19 protein-coding genes and 3 tRNA genes are annotated in these 22,260 nt (G+C 56.7%); 10 read left to right on the top strand and 12 right to left on the bottom strand.

Going from position 1 to position 22,260, the window contains the following annotated elements:
* Positions 1-2: 2 nt before the first annotated feature.
* Complete coding sequence (gene bioA / locus NBV64_RS05205; RefSeq protein WP_250756810.1) at positions 3-1,343, top strand: adenosylmethionine--8-amino-7-oxononanoate transaminase; 1,341 nt, start codon at positions 3-5, stop codon at positions 1,341-1,343.
* Positions 1,340-2,032, top strand: coding sequence for a dethiobiotin synthase (gene bioD / locus NBV64_RS05200; RefSeq protein WP_250756809.1), 693 nt, complete (start codon positions 1,340-1,342; stop codon positions 2,030-2,032). The genes bioA and bioD overlap by 4 nt, the downstream gene beginning before the upstream one ends.
* 16 nt (positions 2,033-2,048) lie before the next feature.
* On the opposite strand, the gene NBV64_RS05195 is transcribed toward bioD, so the two are convergent.
* From NBV64_RS05195 to NBV64_RS05170, 6 genes are all read right to left on the bottom strand, one after another.
* Positions 2,049-2,423, bottom strand: a complete 375-nt coding sequence (locus tag NBV64_RS05195; protein ID WP_022983511.1) for a FecR/PupR family sigma factor regulator — start codon at positions 2,421-2,423, stop codon at positions 2,049-2,051.
* 10 nt (positions 2,424-2,433) lie between these two features.
* Complete coding sequence (locus tag NBV64_RS05190; protein ID WP_250756808.1) at positions 2,434-2,754, bottom strand: sigma factor-like helix-turn-helix DNA-binding protein; 321 nt, start codon at positions 2,752-2,754, stop codon at positions 2,434-2,436.
* A gap of 433 nt (positions 2,755-3,187) precedes the next feature.
* The gene (gene bamC, locus NBV64_RS05185) at positions 3,188-4,321 is read right to left on the bottom strand and encodes an NlpB/DapX family lipoprotein (protein WP_009457893.1); all 1,134 of its coding nucleotides are present in this window, start codon (positions 4,319-4,321) and stop codon (positions 3,188-3,190) included.
* A complete protein-coding gene (gene dapA, locus NBV64_RS05180; protein ID WP_009457899.1) occupies positions 4,318-5,223 on the bottom strand; it encodes a 4-hydroxy-tetrahydrodipicolinate synthase in 906 nt (301 codons plus the stop codon). Before dapA ends, bamC begins: the two co-directional genes overlap by 4 nt.
* Before the next feature lie 79 nt (positions 5,224-5,302).
* Positions 5,303-5,953 carry a site-2 protease family protein gene (locus tag NBV64_RS05175; RefSeq protein WP_022983510.1) on the bottom strand — a complete coding sequence of 217 codons (651 nt, stop codon included), beginning with the start codon at positions 5,951-5,953 and terminating at the stop codon, positions 5,303-5,305.
* Between the two features lie 159 nt (positions 5,954-6,112).
* Complete coding sequence (locus tag NBV64_RS05170; protein ID WP_009457902.1) at positions 6,113-6,739, bottom strand: L-threonylcarbamoyladenylate synthase; 627 nt, start codon at positions 6,737-6,739, stop codon at positions 6,113-6,115.
* 195 nt (positions 6,740-6,934) lie between these two features.
* Here NBV64_RS05170 and NBV64_RS05165 point away from each other — a divergent pair.
* The 4 genes from NBV64_RS05165 to paaX all read left to right on the top strand — a co-directional run bounded on the left by NBV64_RS05165 (position 6,935) and on the right by paaX (position 10,198).
* Positions 6,935-7,010 (top strand) — tRNA-His (locus tag NBV64_RS05165).
* Positions 7,011-7,374: 364 nt separating this feature from the next.
* Positions 7,375-7,611 (top strand): hypothetical protein, encoded by a 237-nt coding sequence (locus NBV64_RS05160; protein WP_035275551.1) that lies wholly within the window; start codon positions 7,375-7,377, stop codon positions 7,609-7,611.
* A gap of 4 nt (positions 7,612-7,615) precedes the next feature.
* The gene (locus NBV64_RS05155; protein WP_250756807.1) at positions 7,616-9,085 is read left to right on the top strand and encodes a phospholipase D-like domain-containing protein; all 1,470 of its coding nucleotides are present in this window, start codon (positions 7,616-7,618) and stop codon (positions 9,083-9,085) included.
* Positions 9,086-9,244: 159 nt separating this feature from the next.
* The gene (gene paaX / locus NBV64_RS05150) at positions 9,245-10,198 is read left to right on the top strand and encodes a phenylacetic acid degradation operon negative regulatory protein PaaX (RefSeq protein ID WP_250756806.1); all 954 of its coding nucleotides are present in this window, start codon (positions 9,245-9,247) and stop codon (positions 10,196-10,198) included.
* Between the two features lie 196 nt (positions 10,199-10,394).
* Here the strand turns inward: paaX and NBV64_RS05145 are convergent, their stop codons facing one another.
* From NBV64_RS05145 to NBV64_RS05135, 3 genes are all read right to left on the bottom strand, one after another.
* Positions 10,395-12,113, bottom strand: a complete 1,719-nt coding sequence (locus tag NBV64_RS05145) for a cation acetate symporter (RefSeq protein WP_250756805.1) — start codon at positions 12,111-12,113, stop codon at positions 10,395-10,397.
* Positions 12,110-12,418, bottom strand: a complete 309-nt coding sequence (locus tag NBV64_RS05140) for a DUF485 domain-containing protein (RefSeq protein ID WP_026485267.1) — start codon at positions 12,416-12,418, stop codon at positions 12,110-12,112. The genes NBV64_RS05145 and NBV64_RS05140 overlap by 4 nt, the downstream gene beginning before the upstream one ends.
* A gap of 215 nt (positions 12,419-12,633) precedes the next feature.
* Positions 12,634-12,710 (bottom strand) — tRNA-Arg (locus NBV64_RS05135).
* Between the two features lie 269 nt (positions 12,711-12,979).
* On the opposite strand from NBV64_RS05135, the gene NBV64_RS05130 reads away from it, so the two are divergent.
* Positions 12,980-14,284: a phospholipase A gene (locus NBV64_RS05130; protein WP_336972786.1), complete on the top strand. Its 1,305-nt coding sequence runs from the start codon at positions 12,980-12,982 to the stop codon at positions 14,282-14,284.
* Positions 14,285-14,290: 6 nt separating this feature from the next.
* Here the strand turns inward: NBV64_RS05130 and NBV64_RS05125 are convergent, their stop codons facing one another.
* Positions 14,291-15,244, bottom strand: coding sequence for a LysR family transcriptional regulator (locus NBV64_RS05125; protein ID WP_022983505.1), 954 nt, complete (start codon positions 15,242-15,244; stop codon positions 14,291-14,293).
* A 127-nt stretch (positions 15,245-15,371) separates the two neighbouring features.
* Between NBV64_RS05125 and NBV64_RS05120 the strand changes: the two genes are divergently transcribed.
* From NBV64_RS05120 to NBV64_RS05110, 3 genes are all read left to right on the top strand, one after another.
* Positions 15,372-18,929 carry an indolepyruvate ferredoxin oxidoreductase family protein gene (locus NBV64_RS05120; RefSeq protein WP_060185662.1) on the top strand — a complete coding sequence of 1,186 codons (3,558 nt, stop codon included), beginning with the start codon at positions 15,372-15,374 and terminating at the stop codon, positions 18,927-18,929.
* A 240-nt stretch (positions 18,930-19,169) separates the two neighbouring features.
* Positions 19,170-21,059 (top strand): LTA synthase family protein, encoded by a 1,890-nt coding sequence (locus NBV64_RS05115; protein WP_250756803.1) that lies wholly within the window; start codon positions 19,170-19,172, stop codon positions 21,057-21,059.
* Positions 21,060-21,118: 59 nt separating this feature from the next.
* Positions 21,119-21,195 (top strand) — tRNA-Pro (locus NBV64_RS05110).
* Positions 21,196-21,327: 132 nt separating this feature from the next.
* On the opposite strand, the gene NBV64_RS05105 is transcribed toward NBV64_RS05110, so the two are convergent.
* On the bottom strand, positions 21,328-21,822 hold the full coding sequence (locus NBV64_RS05105; protein ID WP_009457931.1) for a DUF421 domain-containing protein: 495 nt from the start codon (positions 21,820-21,822) through the stop codon (positions 21,328-21,330).
* Positions 21,823-21,841: 19 nt separating this feature from the next.
* A complete protein-coding gene (locus NBV64_RS05100) occupies positions 21,842-22,258 on the bottom strand; it encodes a c-type cytochrome (protein ID WP_026485261.1) in 417 nt (138 codons plus the stop codon).
* Between the last annotated feature and the right edge of the window lie 2 nt (positions 22,259-22,260).

Below are 22,260 nucleotides of genomic sequence, written 5' to 3'. Positions count from 1 at the left end.
CCATGAACTCAAACTCCTTTCCCCCTTTGGCCCAACGCAGCCTGCAAGCGGTCTGGCATCCTTGCACTCAGATGCAGCATCACGATCAAGGCGTGCCGCTACTGGCAATCAAACGCGCCCAAGGCGCCTGGCTTCATGATGCCGACGGCAACGCCTATCTGGACGCCATCAGCTCCTGGTGGGTGAATCTGTTTGGCCATAGCCACCCGCATCTGGTGCAAGCCATTAGCGATCAGGTTCAGCAACTGGATCACATCATGCTCTGCGGCCTGACCCATGAGCCGGTTGTGCAGCTTTCCGAACGATTGGCCGCCTTGAGCAGCCATCGTTTAGGCCATGCTTTTTATGCCAGCGACGGTGCTTCCGCGGTAGAGATTGCCCTGAAGCTGAGCGTGCACTACTGGCGCAACCAAGGCCAGGAACACAAGCACCGCTTTGTAGGCATCGCGCAGGGATACCACGGCGAAACACTGGGTGCTCTGGCCGTGACCGATGTGCCCTTGTTTCGGGAAAACTACGGCACACAGCTGGGCCAGCAATACACCGCAGCCAGCCCCGATCTGCGTCAAGCCACTAGCCCGGACGAACACACGCAGGTCACCGAAAACGCACTGCACTCGCTGGAGCAGATTCTGGATGGTCATCAGGACATTGCCGCCGTCATTCTGGAGCCGCTAGTGCAATGTGCGGCTGGCATGCACATGCACTCCCCCGACTATCTACGCGGCGTGCGCGAGCTGTGTGACCGCTATCAGGTGCATTTGATTCTGGACGAGATTGCCGTGGGTTGCGGCCGTACCGGCACGTTCTTTGCCTGCGAGCAGGCCGGTATCTGGCCTGACCTGCTGTGCTTGTCCAAGGGAATTACCGGCGGCACGCTGCCCTTGTCCGTAGTGCTATCCAGCCCCTCGATTTATCAAGGGTTTTATGACCAGGACTTGCGCAGGGGCTTTCTGCATTCCCATTCTTATACTGGCAATCCCCTGGCCTGCCGAGCCGCGCTGGCCACGCTGGACTTGTTCCAGCAATACCCCGTCTACGAGCTGCAAAAAACGCTGGGACAAGCACTTGATGAAGGTTTGCATAGACTGAACCGGCACTATCCCAAGATGCAGCATCTGCGCCGCTGCGGGGTAATCTGGGCCTTTGATCTGGACACGGGCCCAGCTCGCTACGATCACCAGGGCTTTGCCCGGCGCTTTTACCGCTCTGCCTTGCAACAGGAACTGATGCTACGCCCTATCGGCAATACGGTGTACCTGATGCCCGGCTATCTCTGGGGCACAAAAGAGGTGGAGCATTGCCTGCATGGGCTGGGTCGTCTGCTGAAGGAATACGCATGAGGGCCTGCTTTGTGACGGGCACCGATACGGAAATTGGCAAAACGCTGGTCAGCTCGGCTTTACTTCATTTACTAAGCCAAAGCGGCGCACGCACGCTCGGCATCAAACCCATTGCTTCGGGGGCCGTAGAGGTAGAAGGACGTTTACAGAACGAAGATGTGGATGCACTGGCGCGGCATTCCAGCCTGAAGCTCGCTCCCGAAACCCTGACACCGTACTTGTTTAAGCCCGCTGCGGCACCCCATATTCTGGCTGAACAAGCAGGAATCGAAATAGACCCGGCTCTGATCAAAACAACGGTTCAAACGGTGGCGGAGCAAGCCGATTATGCAATCGTTGAAGGAGCAGGAGGCTTCATGCTGCCCTTGGGGCAAGGGCGGACAGGCATAGATTTAGCGCAAGTCTTGCAACTACCTGTGGTGCTGGTTATCGGTCTACGTTTGGGTGCCTTGAATCACGCTTTGCTGACGGCTCAAGCCATACGCGCCAGCGGCTTGAACTTGCTGGGCTGGGTCGCCAACCACATAGCGCCGGAGATGAGTTATGCCCAGGAGAACCTGCAAACGCTGCATGACTATCTGCCGAGCCCTTGCCTAGGGGTCATTCCAAGACTGAATGCCACCACACTGGATGATCGTATCCAGCAAGCAGCGCAATATCTACGCTCGCCATGGGGGGATAAGAACTAGGCGCTTTGCACAAGGCTTATAGAAAGTAGCTACCTACGCTACCCAAAAATGCCACTCCCAACAGCAGACACACTGCGCCACCCAAGGCAAAGCGCAAGGCCGGGTTAGTGGACCAGGCGTCCAAACAGCTATTTAGCAAACGTTGACGCCATGTCCCAGACCCTGCCGCGCCTGCGGCTTGCCGGGAGTTTGCACGCAAACGACTCAGATGCTCCTCGCTGATTCCATCCATGGCTTCCCACTCCAGCTTCCAGCGCAAGAAGGCGGCCTGATGCTCGGGATCAATGGACAACCAGGCCCGGAACGCAGACTGGCTGCGGGCATCGTTCTGATGTTTGGGGTCGTGCTGTTTGAGCAGCCAGCTCAAGGCTTGCTCGTCAATGTGCTGCATGTGTTCATCCTTAGACATACGAACCAGCCGGACGCGGCACTGCCCCGTCCACCCGATTGAGCGGTGCCGGATTATGGCGGCACGCCAACATGGCCATGCGGATATAGTGCTCAACGACTCGGGGGCTGGTGCCCATACGAGTCGCGATTTCTCTGTAGTTCAGGCCCTCGAAGCGATGCAGCACAAAGGCCTCACGACGACGGCGGGGCAAGGCCTCGATCATGGCCAGCATACGAGCACCCGGTTCTGAAGGAGCGTGAGCAGAGGCTTGTGTGCCACGCAGCATACGCAGGCAAAAACTTAAACCGTTACGGCAAAACGATTTCAGCATGGGCCACTCCCTAAAACACATTAAATGATAATGGTTCCTATTATCTTTATAGTTTTAGAGAAAGTCCAGCCCTGCTCAAGAAAGATTAACTCTGCTCACAAAATAAAAGATGGCCCCCCCCCCTCAAGTCTTTGCCAAAGAAAGGCTTTGCACCATTTCAGGGAGCACCGCAATCCAGGCGCTACAAACAGAGCGCAGCGCAGCCTGGAAAAGAGACTGTATCCTTTCAGGAAATGCTCTCAACGACCTCTTCTTCTGTAGAGGGAAAGCCAGCGCTAATCGCGCTGACCTCGCCAGATTCCGGGCCCCTATTGGCTCCTCTTCGACAAGAGAAAGAGAGCCAAAGTAACTCAGAACGGAGCTAGTGCATAAAAAAAGCCCTGGCATGAAACCAGGGCTTTTTCCAGACGGCCCGCAGGCCGACTCAAAACAATCAGTTGCCGGGGCGCAGATTGGTAGACAGCACATTGATGATGCGCTTGGCTGTCGGCGTGGTCTGCTCCTGACCTTGCTGATCCAGCACCGTTACGCGAGTGCCAGCACCTTGGGCGCTCAACTTGATGCGGAAGGGTGTGGCTTCGGCGGTGTTGCGGCTGCCGAAGATGCGGCCAATGATGTTTTGCTGCTCGATCTTCTCGCCGGTATCCGAATCCAGATAGCGGATGAAGAACTCGCCAGCGGAACGGTCACGATCCTCAACCGAGAAACCGGCGGAGTCGATGGCTACGCCAACACGACGCCATGCACGATCAAAGGACTCGTTCAGCATCAACTCAGCCTGATCGCCCTTGTCCGACGCCTGGACCTGAACGCTGGAAGGATCCTTGGAAGCGTTGGCTACTTGTTCACGTGCTGTTTCAATATCCGAGCCCAGGAAGACCATCATGCGAGCCAGCATGGCCGCATTCAGACCTGGATCTTCTTTGGCGAACACCCATTTAAAGGCGGAACCGTCTGCCGTTGGTGTTTCTTCCATGTGCTGGTGGGACACATAGATTTCGGTCTTGTTGCCGACGCGCTCAAAGCGGGTACGAAAGCGGTCACGTTCGCCGCTATCAAAGACCTGGTCAATGATGGAACCCAAGGCACTGCGTATCCAGCTTTCTGGAATCTTGGCACGGTTTTCAGCCCAGTCGGTCTGAATCAAGCCGGCACGGGGATCCTGGGACTGAATGGTAAAACCATGCTCACCCCAGAAATCGACGATGCGGGGAAACAGGTCTTCCACGGGGCGGTCTACGACCAGCCAGCGCAGATCGCCATCGCGCATCACCTTGATGGCATCAGACTGGGGCAGGATCGTATCGGCACCGCCCTTGGCCTGCTGCGCGGTTTGACCTTGCGAGTAGACCGAGTAAGACGTGGCACCTTCTGGCGCACGGTAATGTGCGTCACGGTTGGCCTGGGTCAGATCCGGCGGAATGCTCAAGGGATCGCCTGCTACCGTACTCTTGTAATTAACCGACTCGCCCTGGCCCATAATCTGGTCCATCGTCGAGCAGCCCGACAGCACCAACAGGCTCAAAGACAGCCCGATCAGGCTTTTATTAACTGGCTTTGCAATCATGGAAGAAGATCCGCAAGTTTCAAAGATTGACGCAGCAACTCGTGATGCTGTGCATTTAACGGCGTCAATGGTAAACGATATCCCAGCTGAGTAAGGCCCATTTCTGCAACTGCCCATTTCACGGGGATGGGGTTAGCCTCAACAAACAGGTTCTTGTTCAGACCTGCCAGATAGGCATTCAAACGGCGTACCGTCGGTACGTCCATATCCAAAGCGGCCTGGCACAACTGGCTCATCAGACGTGGGGCCACGTTGGCTGTCACGGAGATATTGCCTTTGGCGCCCAGCAAGATATACGAAGCAGCGGTAGGATCATCGCCGCTGACCACTATGAAATCTTCGGGGGCATCACGCAGCAGCAAGCCGCCACGAGCCAGATCGCCCGTTGCGTCCTTGATACCGATGATGTTGGGGATTTGAGCCAGACGCAGCACGGTGTCGTTCTGCAGATCAGCCACGGTACGACCCGGCACGTTGTACAGGAACTGCGGCAGATCCACCGCTTCTGCAATGGCGCGGAAGTGCTGGTACATGCCTTCCTGAGTAGGACGGTTGTAGTAAGGCACCACCGACAAACCGGCGTCTGCACCCACTTCCTGGGCGTGACGCGACAGTTCGATGGCCTCGCGAGTGGAGTTGCCACCCACACCGGCAATCACGGGCACACGGCCAGCCGCGTGTTCAACGGCTACCTTGATCAGTTCAGCGTGCTCATCAACCGACACCGTGGGCGATTCGCCCGAGGTTCCAACGACCACCAGCACACGCGTTCCTTCCTGAATGTGCCAGTCGATCAGCTTTCGGTAAGCGGCAAAATCCAGACCCCCATTGGGATCCATGGGTGTAACAAGGGCAACCATGCTGCCCTGAAAATTGGAAATAGCAGAGTCCGAACTTGCCATGATGAGATGAATCTCCGGGTTTAAGGCCCTATAGCCGAAAAAAAATATGACTCACAAGTTTAACGGATAAGCCGTTAAATCATAAGAACCATTTCAATATGCCTTCGCCCAGCGCAATCAAGGGACTCATCAGGGTCCACAGTACGCCGGTAAACATCAGCAGGATCAAAATGACCATGCCATAAGGCTCGATACGAGAATAATGATAGGCCAAACGATTAGGCAATAGACTAAATACAATGCGCCCGCCATCCAAAGGCGGCAAAGGCAGCAGATTCAGTGCCATCAGAACCAGGTTGACCTGCACACCGGCCACCGCCATGCCCATCCAGAAGCGGCTGTCACCCTGCCCGATCTTGACCATCAAATGGGCATACAGAACCCACAAGATAGCCATCAGCATATTGGAGGCCGGTCCGGCCAGAGCAACCCAGAGCATGTCGCGCTTGGGATTGCGCAGGCGGCCCCAATCCACAGGGACGGGTTTGGCCCAGCCAAACAGAATGCCGCCCATGCCCATCATGGCGCTGGACAGCAACAGCACCGCCGGCACCACAATCGTGCCGATAGGGTCGATATGACGCAGTGGGTTCAGGCTGATACGACCGGCCAGCATGGCCGTCGGGTCGCCAAACATGCGGGCGACGTAGCCGTGGGCAGCTTCATGCAGCGTAATACCGAAAATGACTGGCAAAGCATAGACCGTCAAGGTCTGTATAAAAGAGTCCATGGTGATCCTTGGTCCAGGCCGGGGACTTATCCCCTACTTTCTCAAGACGATAAGTCGCCTGTCATCAGCCTGTCTGATTGGGACAGCGAGTGCTGCCCCAAGGTTCAGAATTGAAACACGGATAGGCACCTGGACGCGAGTTTTGTGCAAGCCCGCAGATCAGGACAGGCCCAAAGTGGCAGGATCACCCGAGCCACGACGCAACACCTCCGGCGTAGGACCGGTCAGATCGATCACGGTAGTGGCCTGCAAGGGGCAAGGTCCACCATCGACAACCGCCGCCAACTGATGGGCATAACGGTCCAGAATTTCCTGGGCGTCGTTCAAGGGTTCGTCTTCGCCTTCAGGAATCAGCGTGGTGGAAATCAAGGGGCTGCCGACTTCTTCCATCAGGGCCAGGGCCACTTTCTGGTCGGGCACCCGAATACCAATGGTTTTGCGCGAAGGGTGCGACACGCGGCGCGGCACTTCCTTGGTAGCTTCCAAAATGAACGTCCACGGGCCAGGGGTGGCCATCTTCAACAAGCGATACTGCGGGTTATCCACTTTGGCAAAGTGGCTGATCTCGGCCAGATCACGACACAGCAAGGTCAGATGATGACGATCATCCAAGCCACGCAAACGACGCAGGTTGTCAGCGGCGGACTTGTCATCCAGGCGAGCGACAACGGCATAACTGGAATCGGTAGGAATGGCGAGCAGCCCTCCTTTAGCCAATAGTTCGGCTGCTTGAGCCAATGCGCGGGGTTGAGGATTTTCGGGATGAACGACGAATAATTGAGACATTTCGCGCTTCCTTGCTATTACGAGGGGAAATCATTAAACCTGAGTCACGCTCCAACCGGCAAGACCGGAGCAAGACTCAGGGTCGAAGTATTCTTGCACGAGTGTTGCATTCTTTAAAAAAAGCATGCTAGAATACATTTTTTACTTCACAGCCCACCTTGATGTAGGCCAGAAGCAAAAAAGCAGTAAACAGTGGTGACCGTAGCTCAGTTGGTAGAGTCCCGGATTGTGATTCCGGTTGTCGTGGGTTCGAGCCCCATCGGTCACCCCAGAAATTTACCGCTTCCAAAGTTTTGTAGATCTCCTTAAATGGTGGCAAGACCAGGAACTGGAAAAAACATACTTGAAAGCCCGCCACGCAGCGGGCTTTTTTGCGTTTGTTCATCGTAACAAGTTTGCCGCCTTCGCACACCCCACGCAAGTTCAGGCTGGACAATAAACTGTGTTTGATTGTGAACCCCAGGCCAGTCCTGGCTTTCGCCTGCGACCCAGCCCTTCGAGTTGGCAGGCCCGCACAGCAAAAGCCCCTCCCCATCAAACACCCGACATTTCAGCCCGCCTCCTCTGTAATAGAAACTGGCACAAAACCACGCTTTCTTATACTCTAATCTGTCCCATTTTCTGGAAGTTTGCTGATGACACTCGGTTTCCCCTGCTGGGATCAGGCACCCGCCAATTGGGACTGGCTTGCACAGGATGAAGACGGCCAATGGTTCTGGTATGGCGTCCAGCCCTCGCCTGGCATAGGTGGTGGCGTATGGCGCTCTCCCTCCCGCCTGCAGCAGTTTGCCGCCCGCGGCGCACCGAACCCGTCCTGGATGCACAGCCTCTACCAACGCCCGGACCTGCCTGACAAGAAACGTAGCACCTGAACCCATGCAAGAGCATCTGATACACCTGCGCTCCCTGCTGCACGATTACTGGCCGCATCTAGCCTTGGCGCTCAGCGTGATACTGGGCGCTTCAGCGGCCATTCATGCCGCCATGACAAAAAATGATGTCCGCGCCGCCATCAGCTGGGTGGGCGTCATCATCATGTCGCCCCTATTGGGACCGTTTCTGTATTTGATCGCGGGGATCAACCGCGTACGCAGACAAAGCCTTCTGGAGCAAAGTGCAGACGTGTTCTATGAACAGGTCACCTATCTGCACCCTCCCGTCTCGGACATTGGTGCCCTGGTCGGCGCCCCATTTCGCTCTTTGCAAATTCTGGGGGACCGCGTCAGCCGCAGCCAACTACGCAATGGCAATAATGTGCGCGTTCTGGTCGGCGGCGATCAGGCTTATCCCGCCATGCTGGAAGCCATTGATCAGGCCCACAGCACCATTGCCTTGCAAAGCTACATCTTCGATAGCGACCGCCTGGGGCGCGAATTTGTCAGCGCCCTGTCGCGCGCCCATCAACGTGGCGTGCAGATTCGCGTACTGGTCGACGCTATTGGCGCTAAATATTCGCGTACGCCCATTGTGCGATTGCTGCGCCGCGAAGGCATACGCTGCGCCCTGTTCATGACCAACCCCCTGGGCTTTCTGCGCATGCCCTACGCCAATCTGCGCAGTCACCGCAAATTGCTGATTGTGGATGGCACGGTAGGTTTTACCGGCGGCATGAATCTGCGTGAGTCCTTTATGGCGCAGTACAGCGACGGCAAGCCCTCTCAAGACACCCATTTCCGCCTGGAAGGCCCGGCAGTCATGCAATTGCTGGCTTCTTTCCGCCACGACTGGCAGTTCACGACTCGCGAAGATCTATCGCCCGCTTACTGGCATGCCAGTTCCTCGCCCGCCCCCAGACCTCACGTTCCGGCTCGCTGCATTGCTTCGGGCCCGGATCGTTTCATGGCCAGTACCCACCATATGCTGCAAGGGGCGTTTGCCATTGCCCAGCGCCATATCCGTATTCAGTCTCCCTACTTTCTACCCGATCAGATCCTGTTGGGTGCCTTGAACACCGCCGCCCGACGCGGCATTCAAGTGGATATCGTCATCCCCGGGCAAAACAATCTGCGCCTGGTCAATTACGCCATGACAGCCCAACTGGATCAGGTGCTGCGCGCAGGCTGCCGGGTCTGGCGCGCCAGCGGCCCCTTCAACCACTCCAAGCTCATGACGATTGACGGAGTCTGGTCTTATATTGGTTCGTCCAATCTGGACCCGCGCAGCTTGCGGTTGAACTTCGAGCTGGACGTAGAAATCTACAGCCGCGACACGGCCCGCCAAATCCAGAACCTGATTGATCTGGAAATTGAGGACGCCCAAGCCGTCAGCCTGGAGTCCTTAAGTTCAATCGGCTTTGGCAAGCGCTTGCGCAACCGCCTGATCTGGCTGGCCAGCCCCTATCTGTAATATGTGCACACCTGAAACTGCTGCAAGCTTCAAGAAAGCCCCTGGCTTGCACAATCTTTCAATCCGCTTGCGCACCCACCCTTTATAATCAAGCGCTTAAACGGTCTACACAGACAGGCGTGCCGTTCCAAAACAGACTTGAGCGCCATTAAAAAAACAATGTCCGAGCTTCCTTATTCCGACCTGGCCCAATGGGCCGCCCACCATCTGGAAAACCGCCCTCCCCGAGCCAAGTCCCTGGTCATGACCTTGTTTGGCGACGTGATTCGCCCACATGGCGGCAAACTTTGGCTAGGCAGTTTGATTCAGTTGCTGGCCCCCTTCGGGATCAGCGACCGACTGGTGCGCACCAGCGTGTACAGGCTGGCCGAGGAGGGCTGGCTGAGCGCGCAGCGCGAAGGGCGACGTAGCCAGTACACCTTGCGTCCCGAAGCCAGCCAGCGCTTCGAACACGCGTATCAACGCATCTACACCCCAACCTATCTGGCCTGGGACGGGCAATGGACGCTGATCTTCAGCATGCCCAGCTTGATGATGAACTCCAAGCAACGGGCAGACCTGCGCAAGGAACTGCTGTGGGAGGGCTTTTGCGCCTTGTCACCCACGGCTTTCCTGCACCCCAACCCGGATCACACGATTCTGGATTACATCCTGCAGGCGACACAGGCGCAGTCGCAGGTGTATGTGGGCAAGCTGGAACCTTCCCAACTGCCGCAAACCCGCCCTCTGTCCCAACTGATTCAGGACAGTTGGGATCTGGCTCAGGTGGCCAGCGGCTACGGTCAGTTCATCCAGCGCTTTGCGCCCGCTCTGGCCATGCTGGATGCAGGCCACGACTATAACGACGAGCTGGCCTTTGTGATTCGCACCCTGCTGATTCACGAATTCCGCCGTATTCAGCTGCATGACCCGCAACTGCCCATTGAGCTACTGCCAGCAGGCTGGGCAGGGAAACAGGCTTATGAGCTGTGCCGGGATGTGTATCGTCAGGTCTGCGGCAAGGCCGAGCGCTATATTCTGTCCACCTTGCGGGCCGAGGATGAACAGGCACCAGAGGCCGCCGCCTACTTCTATGAGCGTTTTGACGGCCTGCCCGTCCCGTCCGAGACTTAGGCCTGAAGCTGAATCCCTGAATAGAGAGACTGACTGCTGTGTGCTTGATATCCGCAACACACGACCAGCAGTACTGACAGCAATAGCGGCATGGGCAAATAAAAAACCCGGTGTGATCTGAATCACACCGGTTTTTTTTGCACCCTTAACAATCAGGCTCAGGCACGGGCAAACAAGCCCGGCCTGTCAGAGCAGATTAGTGCGCAGACGCTGCCTCTGCACCCACACCTGTCTCGGAGCGTACAGACTGAGCCTCGAAACCAGCACGGTCGATCTCGGCACGTGGGCTACGGTCAGTGATCGAGAAGAACCAGATCGCCACGAAAGCCAAAGGCATGGAGAACAAGGCTGCCGACGCGTAAGGGAATGGCGAAGAACCGGCTGGATTGCCCAGCGTAGCTTCCCACACCGAAGGCGAGAGCAAAGTCAGCAGCAAAGCAACGATCAAGCCCAGGAAACCACCAATCGTGGCACCACGTGTCGTGCAGCCTTTCCACAGAATGGACAGGAACAGGACCGGGAAGTTAGCCGAGGCAGCAATCGCGAAGGCCAGAGACACCATGAAGGCGATGTTCTGCTTCTCGAAAATAATACCCAGCAACACGGCAACCACACCCAGGATCAAGGTGGTAGTGCGCGATACACGCATGACTTCCTCGTTCGTGGCTTCGCCCTTCTTGATCAGCGTGGAGTACAGGTCGTGCGACACGGCGGATGTACCGGAGAGCGTCAAACCAGCTACCACAGCCAGAATCGTGGCAAACGCCACTGCCGACATGAAGCCCAGGAACACGTCGCCACCAACAGCATCAGCCAAGTGCACAGCGGCCATATTGGAACCGCCAATCAGATCGCCGCCAACGTCCAGGAAGCGGGGATTGGTGGACACCAGCACGATAGCGCCGAAACCGATAATGAAGGTCAGGATGTAGAAGTAACCGATCCAGGTGGTTGCCCAGAACACGGATTTACGTGCTTCTTTTGCATCAGGCACGGTAAAGAAACGCATCAGGATGTGTGGCAGACCAGCAGTACCAAACATCAGAGCCATACCGAAGGAAATCGCGCTGATAGGGTCCTTGATGAAGTTGCCGGGGCCCATGATGGCTTGACCAATTGTGGAGGCCTGGACAGCATCTTTACCGGCTGCAATAGCGGCATCTGTCTTGACCTGCACTGCCGCAGCGAACAGTTTTTCTGGCGAAAAACCATACTGTGCCAGCACCATGATGGCCATGAAGGAAGCACCGAACAGCAGCAGACCAGCCTTGATGATCTGCACCCAGGTGGTGGCTGTCATGCCGCCAAACAGCACGTAGACCATCATCAACACGCCCACCAGCACCACAGCCACCCAGTACTCCAGACCAAACAGCAGCTTGATCAACTGACCGGCGCCTACCATCTGTGCGATCAGATAGAACAGAACCACAACCAGCGTGCCCGAGGCGGCGAAGGCGCGGATAGGACCTTGGCGGAAGCGGTAAGCGGCTACGTCAGCAAAGGTGAATTTGCCCAGGTTACGCAGCTTTTCTGCCAGCAGGAATGTAATGATGGGCCAGCCGACCAGAAAGCCAATGGAGTAGATCAGGCCATCGTAGCCGTTGATCATCACCGCCGCCGAAATACCCAAAAAGGAAGCCGCAGACATATAGTCACCGGCAATGGCCAGGCCGTTTTGAAAGCCCGTAATACCGCCACCTGCCGTGTAAAAGTCAGAGACCGACTTGGTGCGGGCAGCCGCCCATTTGGTAATCCACAAGGTCGCCACCACAAAGACCGCAAACATGCCGATGGCGGTCCAGTTGGTCGGCTGCTTTTGCAGCTCGCCCAGGTCGCCGCCAGCCGCCAGCAAGGCGGGGCTGGCCAGCATCAGGCCCAGAGCCAGGCCGGAACGAAGATAGGAATGCTTCATTTACGCACCTCCTCAAGGACTTCCTTGGCCATCTGGTCAAACTTGGTATTGGCGCGCCAGACATAAATGCCCGTAATGACAACAGCCAACACAATGACTCCAAAACCAATAGGAATACCCAGGGTCATGACGCCATCACCCAAGCGCTCTGCAAACAATTCCTTGTCGAAAGCAATAATGCCGATGTAACTGTAGTAAGCCACCAGCATGACGATGGTGAGTATCCAGCCCAGCCGCAACCGGGTCTTGACCAGATTCTGATAGCGAGGATTGGCCGTAATCCGACCTACAAGGGGGTCTTGCATAGTTTGTCTCCGCATTGTTCTGAACGCCTTATTTTGCTGGCGTATCTTATTGAACCGGCCCAGCCCGAAAAGGCTGAAAACGGCGCTATGAAGACGCCTGCCGACGTCTATGCGGTGAACATTAGAGCCCGACACTTACACCATACTTACTAAATGCATCGGCTCAGGGTAATGCCTAGGAGCAGAAAAGCACGCAAGAAAAAGGGGAGTAAGGTTGGCGCGGGTGGAGGGGTTCGAACCCCCGGCCCCAGGCTTAGAAGGCCTGTGCTCTATCCAACTGAGCTACACCCGCCAGGTGATGGTGGCATCGTCAAAACTGTCAGGCGATGCAAGGTCCGAGATAACGGTCCGTAAGGAATAAGGACCGAATTCAAGGCCCATTTTTTGTAAAAAAACAGACCTGAAAAGGACAATCGAATATTCTAGCCTGAAAATCTGTTTTAGATAAGCAGCACTCTGGTCAGAGTGTCAATACTGTAAGAAAAATAATTATAGGTAGTATTTTTAGTCGCAAATGGTACAGTCGTGTACGGATTAACCCGTTTTCCTGGACTTTTCTCCATGCCGACCAAAAAGAAACTAAGCAAGCACTCTTTAATACTATCGGCCCCCTTTCTTATCTTGAGCGCAATCCTGAATACCGCACAGGCAGGTATCAGCTATCAATTGCGCCAAGTACAGGCCAGTTCTGGTGAAACCGTCGATATTGACGCCATCGTCTACAACGACACAGGCAGCTTGATGAGCTGGACCGCCCCGCAAAACCTGGTTTTGCAGTGGCGCGACAATAACGGCAACGTCATCCGCAGCCTGGCCGAGCTAGTCAGCCCGCGGCCCCGAGCATCCATCCCCATCAACAACTTCACCGCCTACAGTTGGCGAGCTGTGGTCCCCAATGGTTTGACCGGCTTGCAAGCCGTCAATATTGAAGGCGAGCGTGTGATGTTGGCGCTGGACACCAATCCGGAAGGTCAAAGCCCGATTACCTCGCAACCGGCAAACGCCGCCGTGGTGAACGCAGGTGCTGGCCATGACCCACGTGTCATTGACCCTGCCCTGCCCTATGCCCAGGCCGTCGCGGCCGGCGCACAACGCGAAGGGCCAGCCATCAATAACGGACAAGGCCTGAAACCCGCGAACTCCAGTTTCGAGAACTTCAGCAACGCGATTTCGGCTCACGACCCGACCTACTTTATTGTCGGCAATAAAGGCGGCACCAATGCCCGCTTCCAGCTGAGCTTCAAGTACCGCCTGCATTCGCCGGATGATCCTAGCAATCCGAAGTTCTACGATCACTTCTACATTGGCTATACGCAAACAGCCCTGTGGGATCTGCATGCCGAATCCAAGCCTTTTGTAGACACCACCTACCGCCCCAGCTTCTTCTGGCGTAAGGACTCCATCTGGGAATCCGAGCAGAAACGTCTGTTCATGGGCCTGGCCACCGGCTACGAACACGCTTCCAACGGCAAAGCAGGAGATGACTCCCGCTCCATGAACGAGGTCTTCATCCAGCCCGAGTTCAATTACCGCTTTGATCACGGCGCCACACTGACGTTCGCCCCACGCATAAAACACTATGTATTTATGGGCGAAAACGACGATTGGGCACATTACCGTGGTCGAGTGGACTGGAAGCTGCGCTACGCCCAGGACAACGGGCTGGTACTGTCCGGCATGTACAACAAGGGCGCCGGCAGCCGCAATACACATGAACTGTCTATTGCCTGGCCGCTGAACCGCACGCCTTTGAACATGAACGGCTACCTCTACGCCCAGTACTTCTCGGGTTACGCGGAAACCATGTTGAGCTACCGCGAGCGCAGCTCTTCGCAGTTCCGTATCGGTCTGGCGCTGGTGCCGTAAGCGCTGCTACAACAGTCCCCCACCGCGTCGGCTTCCCATGCCGGCGCGGGCCATATCATGGTCACAGGCCTGAATCAGAAAGCGCTGAAACAAGGCCACCAATCCTTCCGGCTCACGTCCTTTAGGCCACAACAAGCCCACCTCTACCGACTCCACCGGGTCATGAATCCCGATGGCATGGATACGCTTGCCTTCCAGAGACCAGGGCCGGTAAACCATATCTGACAAGATCGTCACCCCAAAGCCATAAGCTACCAAACCGCGCACCGCCTCCAGGGAGCGCGTCCGCATAGCCACACGCTCCGGAAAGCCGGGGCTGCCCCAATGTCGCATGGCCGCCGTATCGGCATCGTCCACCGTCAGAAAGATGTAAGGATAGTTGTTGACCTGCTCCAGGGACACACTGGACTCATTGGCCAGAGCATGTTGATCCGACACCCATAAGCGCCGGCGGGAACTGCTCAGGCGATGGTGCCCGAACATGGCCAAATCGGTGATATTCGACAAAATAGCAACACCCAGATCGATACGCTCGCCCTCCAGGGCGGCCTCCATTTCGGGGCGCTCCATATCCACCAGCTCGATGTCGATATTCGGATAGCTGTGCTTGAAACGACTGATCAGATCAGGCAAGAAGTAGCCTAGAACCGTATAGCCCGCGGCTACCCGAATCTGCCCTTCGATATTTTGTCGCCGCAAATCTGCATGGTTCAGCGCATCGCTGACTGCATCAATCACGTGATGGGCGTGGTGAAAGAACGCCTGTCCCTGTGGCGTTAACTCCACACCATGGGGCAAACGCTCAAACAAGGCCACATTCAGCTGGCGCTCCAGACTTTGCACTGCATTACTGATAGCCGACTGGGAGACATTCTCCGCCTGGGCCGCCGCCGAGAACTGCCCGCTGACCGCCGCAGCGATGAAATATCGAAACTGCCTCAGAGTCACTTCGTGCTTCATAGCCATCCGTTTTTCAGATATCAGGTACACGTAAATTTGATTTTACGATAACAAAAAGCTGCCCTAGACTAAAGAACAAACGACAACAACTTGCACGAAAACCATCCTTCTTGCAGGAGACAAACTCATGAATGCCCCACTCAACAAACCTTACAAGGCCATGTTGGAGTCCGTGTCCCTGGATGACAAATACACTGTCACCAAGGGCCGCGCCTATATGAGCGGCACCCAGGCCCTGGTGCGCTTGCCCATGCTGCAGAAAGAACGGGACCGGCGCGCCGGTCTGAATACAGCAGGCTTCATCTCTGGCTACCGGGGCTCCCCATTAGGGAGCGTAGACCAGGCTCTGTGGCAAGCCAGTAAACATCTGAAAGAACACGACATCGTGTTCAAGCCCGGTCTGAACGAAGATCTGGCCGCTACCGCCGTCTGGGGTAGCCAGCAAACCAATCTGTACCCCAGTGCACGTTTCGACGGCACCTTTGCCATGTGGTACGGCAAGGGCCCTGGCGTGGACCGTTCCATGGACGTGTTCAAGCATGCCAACTCGGCTGGTAGCGCCCGACACGGCGGTGTACTGGTACTGGCAGGCGATGACCACGGAGCCAAATCCTCCACTGTTGCCCACCAGTCCGATCACGTTTTCGCCGCCGCCGGTATTCCCGTGCTCTACCCGGCCAACGTGCAGGAATACCTGGACTTTGGCCAGCACGGCTGGGCCATGAGCCGTTTCTCCGGCCTGTGGGTAGCCTTGAAATGCGTCACCGAAGTAGTGGAGTCAAACGCCTCAGTTGATCTGGACCCGGACAGCCTGAACATTGTCCTGCCCGAGATCGAGGACATGCCCGCCGATGGTCTGAACATCCGCTGGCCAGACCCGCCACTGGCGCAAGAAGCCCGCATGATGAACCACAAGTGGTACGCCGCTCTGGCTTATGTGCGCGCCAACAAATTGAACCGCGTCGAGATTGATTCGCCCGAAGCCCGCTTTGGCATCATGACGGCGGGTAAAGCCTATCTGGATACCCGTCAGGCACTGGCCGATCTGGGCCTGTCCGACGAGCTATGCGCCGAGCTAGGTATCCGACTATTTAAAGTGGGCTGTATTTGGCCCCTGGACGGGCAAGACGCCCGCCAGTTCGCAACCGGCCTGTCCGAAATTCTGGTGGTGGAAGAAAAACGCCAGATTCTGGAATACGCACTTAAAGAAGAGTTGTACAACTGGCGCGATGACGTACGTCCCAAGGTCTACGGCAAGTTTGACGAGACCGAACACGGTGGCGGCGAATGGTCCAGCTTGCGCTCGCCCTGGCTACTCCCTCCTCAAGGTGAACTGTCTCCTGCGATTATTGCGCGCGCCATTGCCCGCCGCCTGTGCACCATGGACATTTCCGAGGAGCTGCAAGCCCGCATCCAGGCCCGTCTGGCCATTCTGGATGCCAAGGACCGCGAAGCCCGTATGCCGCGCGTCAGCGTAGAGCGCAAGCCCTGGTTCTGTTCGGGCTGTCCGCACAATACCTCCACTCGCGTGCCCGAAGGCTCGCGCGCCATGGCCGGGATTGGCTGCCACTACATGACGGTCTGGATGGATCGCAGCACCTCCACTTTCAGTCATATGGGCGGCGAAGGCGTCGCCTGGATTGGCCAACAACCCTTTACCGATGAAAAACACGTCTTCGCCAACCTGGGCGATGGCACGTATTTCCATTCGGGAATTTTGGCGATCCGAGCCTCGATCGCAGCCAACTCCAATATCACCTACAAGATTCTGTATAACGATGCCGTTGCCATGACAGGCGGCCAGCCCGTAGACGGGATCTTGAAAGTCACCGACGTCATTGCCCAGGTCCATGCCGAGGGCGCTCGCAAGATTGTGGTGGTCACCGACGAGCCCGAGAAATTCAAGGGCGTGACCCTGGCTGGCAACCCGCCTGTGTATCACCGTGATGAGCTGGACCGCGTACAGCGCGAGCTGCGCGAAGTGCCCGGCACCACCATCCTGGTCTACGACCAGACCTGCGCCACGGAAAAACGCCGTCGCCGCAAGAAAGGGACTTACCCGGACCCTGCCCTGCGCGCCTTCATCAACGACACGGTCTGTGAAGGCTGCGGTGACTGCTCGGTCAAATCCAACTGCTTATCCGTTGAGCCTCTGGACACCCCTATGGGCTCCAAGCGCCGCATCAACCAGTCCTCCTGTAATAAGGACTTCTCCTGCGTTAACGGTTTCTGCCCCAGCTTTGTCACGCTGAAAGGGGCGCAGGTACGCAAGCCGGAAGCTCAGGGCCGTTCGCTGGAGTCCTTCAATCTGGCCGATCTGCCTTTGCCCAAACTGCCGGATCTGGACAAGACCTACGGTATTTTGATCGCCGGTATTGGCGGCACAGGTGTCGTGACGGTAGGCGGCCTGCTGGGTATGGCTGCTCATATCGAGCAAAAAGGGGTCAGCGTCCTGGATATGGCCGGTTTGGCCCAGAAAGGGGGTGCGGTGCTAAGCCACGTGCAAATCGCACGCCAGCCCGATCTGCTCCATGCCACCCGCGTTCCAACGGGCGAGGCCTCCTTGCTCATTGGCAGTGATGCTCTGGTCAGCGCCTCCACGGATGTCCTGAGCCGTGTCAGCCGCGATCGCACACACACCATTATCAACACCGCAGCCAGCCCGACTTCGGACCTGATCGGCAATGCGCACTGGAAATTCCCGTTGCAAACCGCCTGCACGGATATTGAAAATGCCGTAGGCAAGGAAATCCGCTATCTGGACGCCAATGCCCTGGCCGTACACGTTATGGGCGATGCGCTCTATGCCAACCCCATCTTGCTGGGCTATGCCTTCCAGCGCGGCTGGATTCCGCTGCATATGGACAGCTTGCTGCGCGCTATCGAACTGAACGGCGTCGCTGTCAAAGCCAACCGTGAAGCCTTCCAGTGGGGGCGTCTGGCGGCTGAAAAGGGTATCGAAGCCTTGATGGAAGGTGCGACACCCAAAGCCCGTGAAGTCACTTTCCCTGAAAGCGTGCAGTCCCTGATCAAGCGCATGGAAGAACACCTGACTGCCTATCAGAATCCGGCCTGGGCCAAGCGCTACCGCGACGCCATCAACAAGGTCATGGAACGCGAATCGCGCCTGAATCAGGACAAGGCTCTACCCCTGACTCGCATCGCCGCCACGCAACTGGCCAAGCTGATGAGCTACAAGGACGAGTACGAAGTGGCCCGCCTTTACACCGACCCGGCCTTCCTGGACAAGCTGCGTGCCCAGTTTGCGGGTGAGCCTGGCAAGGACTACCAGATTGAATACCATCTGGCCCCGCCCTTGCTCGGTCGCAAGAACAGCCAGGGTCAGCCAGTCAAGAGCAAGTTTGGCCCTTCGACCCGCAGCTTGTTCAAGATTCTGGCCCGTCTGCGTGGTTTGCGCGGTGGTGCGCTGGATATCTTTGGCTACACCCAGGAACGCCGTCAGGAACGTCAGAACATTGAAGACTATCTGGCCGACCTGAATGAAGTCAGTGCCCACCTGGATGCGGACAATATGGAAGTGGCCCAGCGCTGGTTGAACTACCCGGATCTGATCCGTGGCTACGGCCATGTCAAAGATGCGGGCCACGTCAAAGCCTACGCCCAGCGTGAACAACAACGCAGCCAGTTCCGTTCTCGTACCGAGCCCAGCCAACGCGTTGCCTGAACCTATCGCCAGCCCTGGGAACACAGGGCTGGCTCCCCTTAACTCCTCCTTAGCGGCAGGCTGTCTTTCAAAGCGGCCTGCTTTTTTTCGTCTTTAAACCTTGAACCGGCATGCGGCCACACTTCCCCGACAAGCCCAAGCGTTCAGCAAGATAGTTTGCTCATTAAACTGACATACAATCGTGCAATTCGATGCCAGTGCCACCGTCCGTGGCAATTAGGTCGACCAGGACCACATTTTATGCGCCATCTTGTTTACGTTTTTGTTCCTTCAGCCCTGATTTTGCTGACCGCTTTCAGGCTGGCTTTTGCCTTGTGGCAATGGCCGCGTGTACGTCAGGCCGGAGGTCTGCTGCCCATCCTGATTGGCGGCTTGCGTATCGACGCCCTGATGATCGCCGCGCTCAGCGCCCCCGTGGTCTTGCTGGCCCCCTGGCTAGGACACTATCCCGTCATGACGACGATAGCCGCCATCTGGTTTACCTTCGCCTGGTTCCTGCTGACCTTGCTGGAAGTTTCCACGCCCCAATTCATCATTGAATACGACACCCGCCCCAATCGGCTGTATGTGGATTATCTGAAGCACCCTCAAGAAGTAGTGGGCATGCTCTGGAAAGGCTACAAGCTGATGATAGGCCTCGCCCTGATTGGTCTGGGGCTGATTGTGTACTCGGGCTGGTCTATTTTTGGTCATGTGTCTGCCGACCCCGTGATGAGCTGGTGGCTGCGTCCTATCTGGATGCTGATTGCTGCGGCCCTGTGCGTCCTGGCAATTCGGGGCACCTTGGCCCACCGCCCCATCAATCCTTCTTCGGTCGCCTGGAGCAGCGACAGCATGCTCAACACGCTGCCCTTGAACTCGCTGTATAACGTGGCCTACGCCATCTACAGCATGAAAAACGAGCGCTCGGCCGAGGATATTTACGGTGGCCTGGACGTCGCAGAAATGAACCAGATCGTGCGCGATGCGGCTGCCTTGCCGGCTGGCCCTGACACACTACCCACCCTGCATCGTCAGACGCCCGTGCAAAAACGTGAGCGCAAACCCAATCTGGTCCTGATCGTGGAGGAGAGCCTGGGGGCGCAATATGTCAGCAATCTGGGCGGGGCCAATCTAACCCCCGAACTGGACAAACTGGCCCAAACGGGCTGGAACTTTCGCCGCGCCTACGCTACCGGCACGCGTTCGGTACGGGGTCTGGAAGCGGTTTCTGCCGGTTTCCCCCCAACCGTGGCAGACGCTGTACTGCGCCTGCCCGGCTCGCAAACCCGCTTTTTCACCCTGGCCCAATTGCTCAAGGAACAAGGCTACCGCTCACGCTTTATCTATGGCGGCGAAGCCCACTTTGACAATATGAAGAGCTTTTTCCTGGGCAATGGCTTTGATGAGCTGCATGAGCAATCCAGCTTTGAGTCCCCCGAGTTCGTCGGCACCTGGGGCGCCAGCGACGAGGACATGTTCAACAAGCTGCACCAGTTGCTAAGCCAGGACAAGGAGCAACCCACCCTGACGCTGGCCTTCTCCGTCAGCAACCACTCGCCTTGGGAATACCCGGCTGGCCGTATTCAGGTGGAAGGCGATCCCGCCACGGTAGAGAACACGGTACGTTACGCCGACTGGGCCATTGGGGACTTCTTCAAGAAAGCGCGTGAATCCGACTATTGGGACAACACAGTATTCTTGATCGTGGCCGACCATGACTCGCGCGTGGGCGGTGCCAATCTGGTGCCTGTGCGTCACTTCCATATTCCTGCCCTGATTCTGGGCGCAGGCGTTCCCAACCGTCAGGACGAACGCATCATGAGCCAGATTGACCTGGCTCCCACCCTGCTATCTCTGATGGGCATTGAAAGCGAGCACCCCATGATCGGGCGCGACCTGACCCAGCAGGACAGCGACCGGGCCATGATGCAGTACTTCGAGAACTATGGCTATTTGAAAGGCGACATCCTGACCGTGCTGATGCCACACCTGCCGCCTTGTCAGTATCGCTATACCGCGCCGGACAAGTACGAGCCGCTGGAACAGATAGACGAAGGGCTGGCCAAGGAAGCCCTTGCCCACGTGCTCTGGCCTAGCTGGGCGTATCACGAACAGGCTTACACCCTGCCCCACCTGCAAAAACGCTAAAACCGAGGGTTCAGGGCTTGACGAAGTCCTGAATTTGTTCTACTATACTTGTCTTTAGTCGGGGCGTAGCGCAGCCTGGTAGCGCATCTGGTTTGGGACCAGAGGGTCGCGAGTTCGAATCCCGCCGCCCCGACCATTAAAGAATTAAAGGCTTAGTTCATTGCACAGTGAACTAAGCCTTTTTCTTTGCCTGCTCCCAGGGCATCGCCTTATTTGCGTTATGCTCTGACGACCGCCTTCAGCCCTGCTTGTTCCTGACCCGTTCAAACTACACGGATGTGTCCTTCAAAAAGCTGAGTTTGCCATTAGGCTCGATATAAGCCGCCGCTACCTCTTCCAGCGACTGGATTCCGGCCAAACGCATTTCACTCAGAATTTCATCGCGAGTCACAAACTCCCGACGCATATTGCGCCACTGCAATTGCCCGTCCCTGACCACACACACTTTGCGCGGAGTGGCCAGTGCATTGAGCGCCGGGAATCGGTACATCAGCCAATCGACTATGTACCCCCAAGCCACAATGGTTGCGGCCACCAGCAGACCATCCGTCAAGGAATTACTACCGCCTGACATCGCATTACCACTGGCATCGGCAATCAGCAAAAGAATCAACAGGTCCGCAACGCCCAGCGATCCCAGTTCACGTCGTCCTGCCAGCCGCAGCAGGACGAACAGAACAAAGTACACCACTGTGCCTCGCAGCACGGACTCCAACACAGGTATTTCCAGTGCGAAGACCGTGCTCCAATCAGGTGTCAGCATGACGACAAGCAGCCTTTGATCAGTTCAGATCAAAGTACTGGTGGTCTTTGGGACGCTGACCTGCCACGTCCTTGGCCGTAATCTTGTCACTGAACTCATTGCCCAAGTGGGAACGCACATAGTTGACGACTTCGGCTATTTGCTCGTCATTTAGAACGCCACCAAAACCGGGCATGCCCTTATTGCCCTGGTTCACCATGAACACCACATAAGCAGGCGCCCCCAGTTTCGGATTCTTGGACAGGGACGGATACATGCCCGCCCCTTGAGCGCCCTTGCCATCGATCATGTGGCAAGACGCACAGACCTGCTCATAAATTTCCTGGCCGGTTTTCTGGGTAAAGACCACCGTATCACCCCCTACCACCGCCGTATCCGCATGGCTGATGGTCAACAGTCCCGAGGCCAGAAAAACCGCTAGAGATCGCATCATCATGA

Source organism: Alcaligenes sp. DN25 (assembly GCF_023674485.1).
GTDB classification, from domain to species: domain Bacteria; phylum Pseudomonadota; class Gammaproteobacteria; order Burkholderiales; family Burkholderiaceae_B; genus Alcaligenes; species Alcaligenes phenolicus.
Note: the sequence above shows the minus strand (reverse complement) of the source record. Positions and strands in the feature narration are given on the sequence as shown.

Coding starts and splice junctions, on each gene's coding strand:
- NBV64_RS05190 (WP_250756808.1), bottom strand. CDS start 2,754: ATGCTGAAATCGTTTTGCCGTAACGGTTTAAGTTTTTGCCTGCGTATG.
- NBV64_RS05175 (WP_022983510.1), bottom strand. CDS start 5,953: ATGGACTCTTTTATACAGACCTTGACGGTCTATGCTTTGCCAGTCATT.
- NBV64_RS05120 (WP_060185662.1), top strand. CDS start 15,372: ATGAATGCCCCACTCAACAAACCTTACAAGGCCATGTTGGAGTCCGTG.
- NBV64_RS05100 (WP_026485261.1), bottom strand. CDS start 22,258: ATGATGATGCGATCTCTAGCGGTTTTTCTGGCCTCGGGACTGTTGACC.
- bioA (WP_250756810.1), top strand. CDS start 3: ATGAACTCAAACTCCTTTCCCCCTTTGGCCCAACGCAGCCTGCAAGCG.
- NBV64_RS05155 (WP_250756807.1), top strand. CDS start 7,616: ATGCAAGAGCATCTGATACACCTGCGCTCCCTGCTGCACGATTACTGG.
- bamC (WP_009457893.1), bottom strand. CDS start 4,321: ATGATTGCAAAGCCAGTTAATAAAAGCCTGATCGGGCTGTCTTTGAGC.
- NBV64_RS05140 (WP_026485267.1), bottom strand. CDS start 12,418: ATGCAAGACCCCCTTGTAGGTCGGATTACGGCCAATCCTCGCTATCAG.
- NBV64_RS05170 (WP_009457902.1), bottom strand. CDS start 6,739: ATGTCTCAATTATTCGTCGTTCATCCCGAAAATCCTCAACCCCGCGCA.
- NBV64_RS05160 (WP_035275551.1), top strand. CDS start 7,375: ATGACACTCGGTTTCCCCTGCTGGGATCAGGCACCCGCCAATTGGGAC.
- NBV64_RS05105 (WP_009457931.1), bottom strand. CDS start 21,822: ATGCTGACACCTGATTGGAGCACGGTCTTCGCACTGGAAATACCTGTG.
- NBV64_RS05130 (WP_336972786.1), top strand. CDS start 12,980: ATGCCGACCAAAAAGAAACTAAGCAAGCACTCTTTAATACTATCGGCC.
- NBV64_RS05125 (WP_022983505.1), bottom strand. CDS start 15,244: ATGAAGCACGAAGTGACTCTGAGGCAGTTTCGATATTTCATCGCTGCG.
- NBV64_RS05195 (WP_022983511.1), bottom strand. CDS start 2,423: ATGCAGCACATTGACGAGCAAGCCTTGAGCTGGCTGCTCAAACAGCAC.
- NBV64_RS05115 (WP_250756803.1), top strand. CDS start 19,170: ATGCGCCATCTTGTTTACGTTTTTGTTCCTTCAGCCCTGATTTTGCTG.
- paaX (WP_250756806.1), top strand. CDS start 9,245: ATGTCCGAGCTTCCTTATTCCGACCTGGCCCAATGGGCCGCCCACCAT.
- dapA (WP_009457899.1), bottom strand. CDS start 5,223: ATGGCAAGTTCGGACTCTGCTATTTCCAATTTTCAGGGCAGCATGGTT.
- NBV64_RS05145 (WP_250756805.1), bottom strand. CDS start 12,113: ATGAAGCATTCCTATCTTCGTTCCGGCCTGGCTCTGGGCCTGATGCTG.
- bioD (WP_250756809.1), top strand. CDS start 1,340: ATGAGGGCCTGCTTTGTGACGGGCACCGATACGGAAATTGGCAAAACG.